Source organism: Oscillatoria sp. CS-180, from assembly GCF_028330965.1.
Taxonomy (GTDB): domain Bacteria; phylum Cyanobacteriota; class Cyanobacteriia; order Phormidesmidales; family Phormidesmidaceae; genus Halomicronema.
This window is the reverse complement of record NZ_JAQMUB010000043.1, coordinates 72,828-85,470: the sequence shown is the minus strand read 5'-3', so window position 1 is coordinate 85,470 and position 12,643 is coordinate 72,828. Positions and strand designations below refer to the sequence as shown.

Here is a 12,643-nt window from a genome sequence, read left to right as displayed (position 1 = left end):
TCAAAGATCTGAAAAGAGCTAACATTTCAGGTCCGCTTAAGCACTGCCTTCACCCTTTCGCCTGATCTTTACGGCTTCAACAGGGGGGCCACGTCAATATGTTTCTCCACCGCATCGGCTAAACCATCTAGCATCATTTCTCGCTGCTCACGGTAGTTTGCCACTCCGGTAGGTAGGGAACCCAAACCGCGCTGCTGGCGCAGACAGTTGAGCCACGATCGCCGCCACGGACCGTTATCAAACAACCCATGCAGATAGGTTCCCCATAAAGCCTGGCGGGTGTCTACGATACCCAAAGATTTGTCTTCAAACAGGAAGTCGAACTTTGCAGAGCCAGCTTCTTCCCCTTCTAGAGAAACCAGCTGAGTCCGTCCTTGGTGTAGTTCATAGCCCGAGATAGGTAGACCCATTTGAGGGTATTGGGAACTGGTATCGCGCTGGCGGGCAATCTTACGGGTGGTGATGACGGTCCGAATGGGCACGAGTTGCAGTCCCTTATAGCGACCGTCTTGTCCTTCAATCCCCTCGGGGTCGGCCAGATATTCACCCATCATTTGAAATCCACCGCAGATACCCAGCAGAGTTCCCCCCGCCGTGACATAGTTCTTGATCGCCTCAGCCATTCCTGTTTTCTGCAGCGCGATCATATCGGCAATGGTGGTCTTCGTTCCCGGCAAAATCACTGCATCTGGATAGCCCAAATCCTCTTTGGGGCTGACGTAACGCAGTTTCACAGAGGATTCTGACTCCAGCGGATCGAAATCAGTGAAGTTGGAGATGTGGGGCAGTCGAATGACGGCAATGGTCAGCTCTGCCGAGGAATTATCCGGCGATCGATCCAGGAGTGATAGTGAGTCCTCAGCGGGGAAAGCCTGATCAAGCATCGGCAAGACGCCAATTACAGGAATGCCGGTTCGTTCTTCAAGCCAGTCAATACCGGACTGCAACAGTTCGCGCTGTCCACGAAACTTGTTAATAACAATGCCTTTGATGAGCGATCGCTCGTCGGGATCCAGCAGCTCTAACGTCCCGATAATATGAGCAAATACACCGCCGCGATCAATATCAGCTACTAGTACTGTTGGCGCATTCAAGTGCTTTGCCACCCGCATATTGGTCAAATCGCGGTGTTTGAGGTTAACCTCAGCAGGGCTTCCAGCCCCTTCGCAAACTAAAAAATCAAACTCTTGCTCAAGTCGTGCCAGACTTTCTTGAATCGCCTGCCATCCGGTATCAAAGAATCGCTCGTAATATTCTTGCGAACTAATCCTTCCGACCGGGCGTCCCCGTAAAACCACCTGAGAGGACATATCGCCCTGCGGCTTCAGTAAAATCGGGTTCATTTCGGCAATGGGGGATACCTTAGCAGCCCACGCTTGCACCGCTTGAGCATAACCAATCTCGGCACCGGCGTTGGTGACATAGGCGTTTAGTGCCATGTTCTGCCCCTTGAAAGGAGCAACCCGCCATCCACGACGACTCAAAATCCGGCAGAGGGCAGTTGTGACCAGGGACTTGCCTGCATGGGATGTAGTGCCCACTACCATAATTGCCTTCATGAGTTCCTCCAAAGGAGACGTATAGAAGTTTTCATAAAGTCACTCAGGTGACTGTTGGATAAACGTACTGACAAGGGATCTCCGAATTGAATCAGCTTACAATTCGCTTTCGTAAGCATACCCATAGACTCGTCGATTATATAGGCGATCTGAGAAAACCCTCTAAGGACAACCGTGGGGATACTAGTCCATTGTGATAGAAACGTGTTGACCATTCAGAACACTGAGGAGGCTTTTTTGCCTGAGTTTTGAGTTTTAGGTTTTGAGTTTTGAGTTTTGAGTTTTGAATTCTGCGTAGCGGTACTAGAGTCAGCATCACTAAAGCAACTTCAGTCTGCACAACAGCAGTCCGCTGACAGACAGGGTCAAGGGGACTGTTCCCTTTGTTTCTGATGGTTCGATGTCATTGCTTTTCACTTCTCTACAGATTCAATACCAATTGGTCAACTGGCGCTTTTGGCTTACGTTTACGAATTTTCGGAGGAGCAATGTTGACATGGGCCACAAACCAAGTTCGTAGGGCTTTGGCCTGTTGTAGGTCTAATTGAGAAATGTTGAGTGGTTCAGGAAACAGACCTTCGACAGGGTTTTGCGCCCAGGTAATTTCACTGGGATAGCGATCGCTGCCAAAGGGCGTCAAGTCCTCGGGCAGATCGGCCAGATAGGGAACAACGTTCTCTTGGCATAGGAATCGTCCGCGCTGTTCTTCCAACTGCTGAACCCGCTTCTGGCGGGCTGTACGATAATCCAAAATAGGTGCCGGATAGCCTTTTGTTTGGGGTGGAATCCCCAATTGATGGGTGGGCAGGTGCGCTAATTCCGGCACCCAGTGCTTGATGAACGCCCCGTTTGGGTCACATCGATCAACGGCAACCTGGCCGGGATTGTAGATGCGGGTCCAGGTTTTGTCTAGACAGTGCGTAACACCCGACTGCATAGCCCATTGGTAGTGGTCGATGGGGCAGTCACCATCAATCAGATGTCGCATAAAGTGCAGCGCCCCAAACCGCCAGTCCATCCCCAGCAAGTTGCTCAGGAAACTGGCGTAAATTGCCCGAGACCGAAAGTTCAGCGCTTGCCATCCCCCAGTCGCTTGCAGACAGCGGGCCGCAGCATCCACGATAGGGAATCCGGTTTGCCCTGCCTGCCAGGCCTGGTATAAGTCTTCATCAAAAGCCCAACCATCTTCGTCAAAAACGGTGTAGAGCGATCGCAGCTCTAACTGAGGTAAATACCGAAATCGTTGCGCAAATCCACTACCCCACCGTAGCCGAGCAATTAACTGCTGTTGGCTGCGCCGAATGCGAAAGTTACCTTCATCCGGTGTTTTTTGAATCGTCTGTACACAGTCTCGGACCGAAATGGCTCCAAATTTGATATGGGGACTCAGCCCCGTTGTCGCCTCAGCACTGGGATAGGAGAGTTGCCAATAGTAGCGATCGCTTTTCTCGCTTAGAAAATTGGCTAAGAATTGCCGCGCCGCTGCTGTTCCCCCTTGAGGAATCGACTTGCCGTCTGGCGCCTGTTTGAGTGCTGTCAACGTTGGCAGGTCATCGCTAGGAATATCCGTGGGAACATCAACACGGGTGGGTTCAGGCAGCATGGGCGCGGCCATATCTTGATACCAGCGCGATCGGTACTGCGGGTAAGAGATCAGTTCTGGCAGACTAGCTGGCGGCTCAAACCAGCGAATTTTCATTCCTTTTCTTTCCAAAGCCTGATTCAGCCGGGCATCCCGCACTCGACCATAGATGCGCTCACAATCGGTGTAGGCATAGATGCCCTCAGCCTGCGTTTCCTTAATGAGGTCGGGGAGGACTCGAACAGGGTCGCCGGTTCGCAAAATCAATCGGCCATCTTTTGACTGAAGATCGGCCTCTAACGAAGCCAGACATTCCAGCATAAAAGCAACTCGGGCTGAGCCTGTTTCTGGATGCTGCAAGAGCGCCTGGTCAAACACGAATACTGGAATCACCAAACCTCGACGAGCAGCCCGAAAGAGAGGCTCGTGGTCATAAATCCGTAAATCTCGCCGGAACCAGACAATCGTACGATTCATGCTGGGATGAGCTGAAACACTGTGCAGATAGGAGTATCTGCTTCTCCTCTAGCTTAGCGAATGTTTAAACTTGTCGAATTCTTCATTGTCTTAGTATTTTTGTACTATACTCCTTAGTAGGAAATAGAAAGTACCTCTGAGGTCGGTTGTAGCTTGGAGTGCTATCTGTCCGCTAGATGAGTTCTACAGTTACTGAGGAGGGCGAACCCCATGACCCATTCTGATCCTCAATATTCTTCTAGAGAGCGCTACAGCTCTTATTATCAGAACGGTTATCACAACGAGCAAGCGGCCCAATATCAGGAGGGCTATGTTTCTGACTTTGCTCCCCCGACTCAGCGATCGCGGGTCATGCCCCACCAGAATGTTCCTCGTCGAGTCGGAACGCCTCCACCTCAAGCTCGTCCGACCACGGGTCGAAGACGAGTACCAAAAGCAGGTGCAGCGACTGCCCAGCGTCGTAAGACGCGGCCATCCCGTTCGCCCAGCATGTTAATCGCTGGTGGGGGTGTACTTCTAGCAGCAGTCGTGGGAATTAGCCCTAAACCAATGTTTAACTCGGCTAGCGATGAGGCGAATGCACCGGTGGTTTGCCAAGAGAAGGTGCAACCCCAATCAGTCTTGTCCCGAGACGAACTATCACAGCTGCTATCAGTCTCAGAACGTGCTCCCAAGGCAGACGTTCGAGCAGTCATTGACGAACCCTACTGTACGTTGCCGTCTGTGCAAGTTCGTGAGGGTGCTGTTTCGGAACGCGAAGCTTACCCTCTAGAATTCAACCCTCAGACCTGGTTCATCGTGCTTTATGAAGAGGGTGAATATGCCGGGTTTGACTTTAGCTTTGAACGTGAGTAACAGCATTCTTAAGGTTGTGGGGGTGAATATGCGATCGCATCTACCGCTAAAGGTTATAGGGCTATTGTTGCTGTCAGGGGCAGGGGCTTGTGGCTTTACGCAGGCGCAAGTCCCACCTCGCAACATTCCTATTCATCAAGATTGGGCGCTTCAGCCGGGTAGCGAAGTTGGAGATTTTCAGGTTGTTGGCAGTCTGGGGGATGTCTCCATTGATTTGGAGGGCGGCAAGATCAAGGCCCCTTTTGACGGCAAAGTTCAGCCTGCGGACAACAATTGCATCGCTTTTACCAGTCCAGAAATCCCCGCCTATCTGTTCCGTCTTTGCGGGGTGAATCGTCCTCGGTTAGGAGAAGTCGAAGCTGGAGAGGTCATTGGGCGTAGCGATATTCTTCAATTTGCCGCCATGCGTCGTCAGCCCAGTGGCACTTGGGCCATGGTCGAACCAGCAGTGGACATCTTGGAACGAACGGTAGGCAAGTGACATAGCTTTAGCTATCCAAGCTCGTGCACTCAACAGCATTCGGGTGCTTAGCAGATAGCAAGATGGCCTGCCGGCTCGTCCTAACGGCACTTTTGAGACTCGCTTGAGCTAGAAATCCTATTTGGGTAGGGAGTTGGAGTCCGGCCTACTTCTTTTACCCTTTCCTCTTGGTTCTATCCTTGTTGTCGGCGCGCGAGGCGACTCACAACGAGGTAGGCAATCACGATCATCGTGAATGAAAACAGCGTTGTTAGCGTACCTAAGGCGTAGAGCGCTGGAGACGTGACGTTGGTTGTCATTCCGAAGATTTCTAGAGGGAGCGTGTTGTGTTGACCGGAAACGAGCGACGTGCGAGTGAACTCGTCATAGGACAAAGTGAACGTCAACAACCCAACGCCGATCAAACTGGGTGCGATCAAGGGCAACACAATCTCCCAGAAGGTTTTGGGGTCGTTTGCGCCTAAGTCTTTCGCGGCTTCTTCGTAGGAGGGGTTGAAACGATTGAAGATGCCTAACATGATGAGAAAAGCGACAGGTAGCGTCCACGTTAGATGAGCCCCTAAGCCCGAACTAAACCAGTTCACTGGCCACCCCAAGACTTGGAACATGACGCCCAGGCCCAATGAAATGAGAATACTAGGGACGATGAGGGCGGCGATCGCCAAATAAAACAGCACGGTCGAGCCTTTGAACCGCTGGCGATAGGCCATTGCCGATAACGTTGACATGCCGACAACCAATCCGGTGACAATCAATCCCAACACAATTGATCGCTGGAACGGTTCGACGAAATTGCCCACCCGCTGCTCTTGGAACACTTGACCCAACCAATAAATTCCAAAGCTCCGGATAGGAAACGTCAATGTACCATCGGGTCCCTGTAGAGAGAGGATGAAGATTGTGATCATGGGGCCGTAGAGAAAAAGAACGAACAGCCCAAAGAAAATAGCGAGTAGGTAAAAGGAGAGCGATCGCTGTTTCATGGCGTTCACTACAGCTCCTTGCGAATATTCACAACACGGAGAATGGAAAACACGATCAGCAAGGTAATCGTCAGCAGAACAATCGCGTTTGCGGCAGCTAGCGGATATTGCAGACTACCGATTTGCGTTTGAATGAGCTTGCCAACAGAGGCAGCCTGCCCACCGCCCATCAGTCGCACTGTGACAAACTCCCCCATTACCAGCGTCACCACGAAAATAGACCCAATCGCGATGCCTGGAGCTGACAGCGGCAAAATGATCTCTTTGAATACCTCGAAACCAGAAGCTCCCATGTCCTCAGCGGCAGTAATTAGGGTCCGGTCTATCCGCATGAGGCTATTGAAGATGGGAGCAATCATGAAGATGATGTAAAGGTGCACCATCCCTAGAACGACGGCGAAGTCAGAGTACAGCAAAAACTCCAACGGCTGATTGATCAATCCTGCTCCAGTTAGCAGTTGATTAACCAGACCTTCCTTACCCAACAACGGCAGCCACGAGATCATCCGGATAATATTCGATGTCCAGAATGGAATCGTACAGATGAGAAACAGGAGAATTTGCCATTTCAGCTTGGGAATATGGAACGACAGAAAGAAGGCGACAGGATAACCTATTAGCAGCGTCGCTAGCCAAACCAGACCGACAAACTTGAAGGTATTAAGGTATGTCCTCAACGTGACTTCAGAGGTGAAGATACCTCGGTAGTTCGCCAGAGTGAACGCGGGCGTCATGGAGTAGCCATTAAATTCCCAAAAGCTCACGACCCCAATCAGCACAATAGGGAAAATCAGGAAGATGGCAAGGGCGATCGCCTGAGGCGTCACCAGTAAATACGGTTTTAGGCGAACCCAGGTTTTGGACATTGGTCGTGTTGAATGCGAAGCCTATGAGGCTAGAGACTGTAGGGATAAATGAGGAAGGTGGGCACAGCCCACCCTACCTGTAGAGATTGGGCCCTTATGAAGCAATAAACTCATTCCACTTCTGAACGAGATAGGTATTTTCCTCCATCGCGGAATTCCAGCAGACAATATTGCCGAAGCGCTCCTTAAAGGATCCACCGTCACGGACTGTGCTGGTCTTGGCTAGGGTCTTACCAAAGGGGTCTACGATATCTTCGGGAGCAGGTTCCCCCTCATACCAGTAGGCCCATTCGGCATCAGACATATACTGCTTGGCATTTTCAGGAGCTGCACTGTAGTAGCCTTGACGGCCTAAGAACGCGCCGACCCAGCCTTCCAACATCCAGTTCAGATATTCGTAAGCCGCATCCAGCTGAATGCCCTCTAAGCCTTTAGATAGGCCGACACCGCCACCCCAGCCGCGATAGCCTTCTTTTAGAGGAGCGTAGATGCAGTCAATTCCCTTGGATTGAACTGCTGTCACCGCTGGAGACCACATCGATTGCAGGATAACTTCGCCAGAAGACATTAGGTTGACTGATTCGTCGAAGGTCTTCCAAAAGGCTCGGAACTGGCCCGCAGCTTTTTGCTCCTTCAAGATCTCAATGATCTGGTCGATTTCGGCCTGCGTCATATTGCCTTTATCGCCAAACGTCATCAGTCCCAAGGACTCAGCAACCATTGCCGCATCCATAATGCCGATCTGAGGAATATCCAGAATGGAGGTCTTACCCCTAAATTCTTCGTTGAAAAGCTCGCCCCAAGTTTCAATGTTGCGTCCCACCAAGTCAGGACGATAGCCCAGGGTATCAGCGTTGTATTGGAACGGGATCAGCGTCGCATGATCCGTAGGCGTACTGGAAAATTCCGTTGAGTCTGCACCCTGAAGGTACATGACCTTGTAAGGTGCGGTGCCCTGAGAGGCTTCTACAGGCATACCGTCGAATTCACCAGTTGTGAAAAAGGACACAATTTTGTCCCAGTCTGAAATCCGTGAGATATCGATCGCCTGCAAGTTTCCAGAAGGGACCACCAGCGGCAAGCTGAAGTATTCCCCATCAAAGATGTCGTACTGCCCTGGCTGCGTAATGGCAATCTGGTTATTCTCTTCGGTGCTCAGTGCTCGCATTTCCACGCTGAAGCCTAGATCTTCCTGCGCCTTGTCGCGAATCTCATTGATTTGAGACACTCCAGTACCAATGAGTCGCAGGGTCACGTCCTTAATTTGGTTGGTGTTGACCTCGGGACCCGGAGCGGGATTATTGGGAGTTCCTTCAGGGGCAGTACCACATCGAGCCGCTGCGATCGCAGCCCCAGCGGCCAGCCCAGTCCGAATGACGTGACGACGAGAAATGTTAGCCATCGAAAATGTTCCTCACAACGTAAATTGATTAAGGGCAGTTTAAGGCAATCAGTCAACACCGTATCAATACGGTAGAAAAACGCAATCATGGGCAGACCAGCGCAGCATAACGACCTGCCCTTCGCTCAATCCCATCCGCGACCAGTCTGAGGTCCGAACCTTGTAGAGCAGTTCCTGTCCGGTGGCTTCAGAGAGAAGTCCTACGCGAGTCACGTAGCCCGTCAGCTCAACGTCTACGATCCTCGCTGTCAGGTGGTTGTCCTTCGTGAAGGATGATTGTTCTTCTGAGCTAGTCACTATGGCCAGTAAATCTGGGCGGACAGAGCAGGCCGCCGTTTGGCCCACAGGCACGGCTTGTCCTCGGCTAAAGACAGAGCCCAAGCCTTCGACATCTAGTTCAATGACATCGAAGGTGCCGTCATCGGGAATGACGTTCACCACCTTGCCTTCGAAAATGTTGTTGTCGCCAATGAACCGGGCCACAAAGCGAGAGGCAGGCGCTTCGAACAGTTCCGTGGGTGTTGCGACCTGATCAATGTGTCCGTGGTCCATCACGACAATCTGATCAGAAAGCGAAAAGGCCTCTTCGACGTGATGGGTGACCTGAATAAAGGTCAGACCAAATTGCTTCTGAATGTTTCGCAGTTCACTCCGCATACGGACTCGCAGATTTTCGTCCAGGGCGCTAAGTGGTTCATCTAGCATTAAAACTTGGGGACGGGTGACCAGTGCCCGAGCCAACGCGATCCGCTGCTGTTGGCCTCCGCTTAGCTGATCGGGCTTGCGATCGCCGGTATGTCCCAACCCAACCAACTCCAAAATTTCACTGACTCGCACTTGCCGCTCAGCAGTGTTGATGCCTCGCATCCGCAGACCAAATTCCACGTTTTGCCACACGGTCTTGTGAGGAAACAGCGCATAATTTTGAAACATCATGGCAGTGTTTCGTTTGGCTGGCGGCAGGGCGTTGACGCGGCGATCGCCAATGTAAACATCACCATTCGTCACCGGCTCATGCCCTGCCACCATCCGCAGCGTCGTCGTTTTTCCACAGCCGCTAGGACCTAATAGACAACAATAGGAACCTGCAGGAATATCTAACGTCAGATTTTCGATCGCAGTGAAGTTACCGTACTTCTTCGTGACTGAGCGTAACGAAACCCCTGCGGCTCCCCGCGCTACAGCCTCCTGAATGTCCCCCGCTGTATCCAGTTGTGATAGCTTCGGCTGAGTCGAAGCTAGATTTTGGGTGTCCAGTGCCATAGTCCTTCTCGTCTACTTATCCGCTTCATATCTTTAAGATGCTGCTGTGATGACAGGCTACCAGACAAACTCTCACGAAGATTGAAACACCGTCTGTAGCAATGGCAGCAGCCTTTCACGGATCTGTATAGATTCATGAGCGAAGTCTGTAGATTGATAGGCACTACAGATTGCCTTAAATGAAGCAAAGAGGTACTAAAACATACCTATCTCTTCAGCAAAGTACTCTTTCCTGACAGCTAAGCAAAAGGACCGTAGGTTAATGCAGGGAAGTGTACTGCAGTCAAAATATCGCACTGCCAGTTCATCGCTCGCAGTCGGGTGTACTGATAGTTTTTTGGGCGACCGTTTCAGTAATTTTACACACCTGAAGTCAGCTATTTAAGTGACATCACTGAAATTAATTTCGGGTAGCAGCTGAGAGAGTACGGTTCAAGTTTCTTTCATTTATCTATGCGTTCAAAAAGAACGATCTGGGGTTCTACATAGTTTCACCTAAATTTACTTGATATGAGCAAAACACCGTGTTTCTCAGGAAGTGATGTGGGAACTTTTGAGTAATAAGCGGGACTCAGAAGAGAGTACGAAGGCGTTATTGTTTGTAATGTGGTGTTGGCAATTTTAAGGTACGGTCTATATCCATTTGACCACTGACCGAGGTGTCAAACTAACTCATAGCTTTGTCATAGGCTGACTTAAACTGCCGTAGCCTGTAAGCAAAGACTTATCCGGGGGCGCTCTATAATAAGGGGCTGATAAGCTGATATGTCTCAACAACATGATAGTGATACTCGGCAAACCGCCGAATATATTGAAGAAATAGACTTTCAAAAGTATTGGCTAGTGCTCAAGCGGCGCTGGTTGCCAGCGCTTGTCGTGTTCGGCGGTACGGTGGCACTAGCCCTCTTTGCTGCTTTGAGGGAGGAGGACGTCTACTCTGCCGAAGGTCGAGTTAGGTTTAAGAGCGATCGTACCTCTGCCCTCACTGGGTTGGAAGATGATCGGGGTCAGGTGGACGTACTTCCAGGTCGTGGAGAACCATTAGATACACAGTCTGAGATTGTAAGATCTTTGCCTGTCATGCAAGAGGTTATCGAGGAACTGGAACTCATTAATGACAATGGTGAGCCTGTTGAGCCCCGATCATTACTTGGTAGGGTTGATGTTTCACCTATTACAGGAACCGAAATCCTACAAATCTCAACTCAATCCGATGATCCAGAGGAAGCGGCGGCGATCGTCAATCAGGTTATTCAGGAGTATCGCGAGCTCAACATAGCAAACAACAAGGAAGAGGCAGCAGCAGCCCGGCGTTTCATTGAGGAACAACTACCTACTATTGAAGATAATGTACTAGAAGCAGAATCAGACCTTCGTCAGTTCAAGGAAGATAATGGCGTCATCGTTTTAGATGCCGAAGCTAACAACGCTGTCAGGACATTGTCCGAGCTTGATGAGGAGATTTATCAAGTTCAAGCTGACCTTTCAGAGGTAGGTGCTCAAGCTAACCGACTACAAGGACAATTAGGATTAGGTGTATCAGAAGCAATTTCACTCAGTGCACTCAATCAATCTGAAGGGGTGCAAACTGCCCTAGCGAATTTGCAGACAGTGCAGTCTGAGGTAGCAGAACTGCGGGCCCTCTACAGCGAAAATCATCCAGAGATGCGGATTTTACTGCGAGAACAAGCTGAAGCTGAAGCTCTATTGAAGGTTCGCATCGAAGAAGTTGCTGGGCAATACCTATCTGTTCCAGTAAGTCAAATAGATTTTGGCCGTCTGCAGCTCGGCAACTTGCGTCTGGGCTTGATTGACAATTTGGCTAATTTGGAAGTCCAGCGAGTGGGGCTAGTAGATCGGTTGAACGAGTTAACCCAAACCCGAGATCTCTACACTCAGGAGATGGATAACTTGCCAGAACTAGAGAAGACTCAACGCCAGCTCGAACGTCAGCTTCAGGCATCCCAATCGACTTACGAGGCACTACTAGCCCAGCTCCAAGAAATCCGCGTTATCGAAAATCAGACTGTTGGCAACGTACAGGTCGTGTCTTTAGCAGAGGTTCCTGAAAATCCAATGGGATCTAGCAGTAGGCTTTACCTTGCGGCAGGCGTATTTGTTGGTTTTCTCTTGGGGGTTGCAACGGCATTCTTGATCGATTTGCTAGATAGCTCTGTCAAGACGATCAAAGAGGTAAAAGAACTCTATGGCTACACGCTACTAGGTGTCATCCCTTTTGTAAAAAGTTCAGGACGACAGGATCTCGATCCGTCCCTACCACGACTCCTGGTGGATCAACCTGAGTACTCAGGAGTACGAGAGGCCTATCAAATACTTCAGGCGAATCTGAAATTTCTGCAGTCTGATACTGAACTTAGAACGGTAGTCATGACGAGTGCAGTTTCTGGAGAAGGAAAATCCGAAGTTTCTGCGAACCTTGCTGCGGCGTTAGCTCAGGTTGGCAAGCGGGTTTTGCTAATTGATGCTGATATGAGATGTCCACGCCAACATCATGCGCTTAAGGTTTTGAATCAGCAAGGGCTTAGCCATGTTATTACAGGACAGGCCAGTGTTAAGGACTGTATTCAGCCAGTACTAGGCAATCTAGACGTTTTAACCGGAGGGGTTGTACCGCCAAACCCCGTGGCCCTGCTAGATTCGAAACGAATGAATTCGCTTCTGCAATCGCTAGCTCAGCACTACGAAATGATTATTGTAGATGCACCTCCCCTATCAGGATACGCAGATGCGTCCATCTTAGGCAGAATGTCTGATGGTATTTTGCTAGTGGTGCGTCCTGGTGTTGTTGATCATGCTCAGGGGCGCAATGCGACAGACGTTCTTGCCCAATCTCAACAACGAGTGCTGGGCATGGTTGTCAATGGTGTGAATCCAACGAATGAGCCAGATGGACAGTTCTATCTGCGTCAGCCCAAGGGCTATTCTGTAGAAAATGCAGTTGAGTCTGAAAGAGTTTTGACTCGTAGAAAGGGCTTATCGCTTTAAGCAAAACCGCTTCGATTATTGACGCAGATAGTGATCACTTGCTACAGCAAGTGATCTGATGCTTGGGAGTTTGTATTGTTATCGCTTGATTGAGAATCTATTTTTGCTGTCCAAAAATAGCAGAAGAGAGAAGGAGAAGCGCTTTTTGATTTAGTAGAAACCCTGATGA

The 12,643-nt window shown here is 50.2% G+C and carries 9 protein-coding genes; 3 read left to right on the top strand and 6 right to left on the bottom strand.

The genetic code is table 11. The features are described 5' to 3' along the window. Window positions 1-68: 68 nt before the first annotated feature. Both cobQ and PN498_RS10635 read right to left on the bottom strand, forming a co-directional pair. Window positions 69-1,559 carry a cobyric acid synthase CobQ gene (cobQ, locus tag PN498_RS10640; protein WP_272062724.1) on the bottom strand — a complete coding sequence of 497 codons (1,491 nt, stop codon included), beginning with the start codon at window positions 1,557-1,559 and terminating at the stop codon, window positions 69-71. Between the two features lie 421 nt (window positions 1,560-1,980). Beyond that, the gene (locus PN498_RS10635; RefSeq protein ID WP_272062723.1) at window positions 1,981-3,618 is read right to left on the bottom strand and encodes an FAD-binding domain-containing protein; all 1,638 of its coding nucleotides are present in this window, start codon (window positions 3,616-3,618) and stop codon (window positions 1,981-1,983) included. 210 nt (window positions 3,619-3,828) lie between these two features. Here PN498_RS10635 and PN498_RS10630 point away from each other — a divergent pair, with 210 nt between their 5' ends. Beyond that, entirely contained in the window at window positions 3,829-4,473 is a 645-nt protein-coding gene (locus PN498_RS10630) for a hypothetical protein (RefSeq protein ID WP_272062722.1), read from the top strand. Then, complete coding sequence (locus PN498_RS10625) at window positions 4,466-4,954, top strand: hypothetical protein (RefSeq protein ID WP_272062721.1); 489 nt, start codon at window positions 4,466-4,468, stop codon at window positions 4,952-4,954. The genes PN498_RS10630 and PN498_RS10625 overlap by 8 nt, the downstream gene beginning before the upstream one ends. Window positions 4,955-5,127: 173 nt before the next feature. Here PN498_RS10625 and PN498_RS10620 read toward each other — a convergent pair whose 3' ends face one another. From PN498_RS10620 to PN498_RS10605, 4 genes are all read right to left on the bottom strand, one after another. Continuing rightward, window positions 5,128-5,937 carry an ABC transporter permease gene (locus tag PN498_RS10620; protein ID WP_272062762.1) on the bottom strand — a complete coding sequence of 270 codons (810 nt, stop codon included), beginning with the start codon at window positions 5,935-5,937 and terminating at the stop codon, window positions 5,128-5,130. Window positions 5,938-5,945: 8 nt separating this feature from the next. Continuing rightward, window positions 5,946-6,803 (bottom strand): ABC transporter permease, encoded by an 858-nt coding sequence (locus PN498_RS10615; RefSeq protein WP_272062719.1) that lies wholly within the window; start codon window positions 6,801-6,803, stop codon window positions 5,946-5,948. 94 nt (window positions 6,804-6,897) lie between these two features. Continuing rightward, entirely contained in the window at window positions 6,898-8,205 is a 1,308-nt protein-coding gene (locus tag PN498_RS10610) for an ABC transporter substrate-binding protein (protein ID WP_272062718.1), read from the bottom strand. A gap of 63 nt (window positions 8,206-8,268) precedes the next feature. Then, complete coding sequence (locus PN498_RS10605; protein WP_272062717.1) at window positions 8,269-9,468, bottom strand: ABC transporter ATP-binding protein; 1,200 nt, start codon at window positions 9,466-9,468, stop codon at window positions 8,269-8,271. Window positions 9,469-10,233: 765 nt separating this feature from the next. On the opposite strand from PN498_RS10605, the gene PN498_RS10600 reads away from it, so the two are divergent. After that, entirely contained in the window at window positions 10,234-12,474 is a 2,241-nt protein-coding gene (locus tag PN498_RS10600) for a GumC family protein (protein ID WP_272062716.1), read from the top strand. Window positions 12,475-12,643 lie beyond the last annotated feature (169 nt).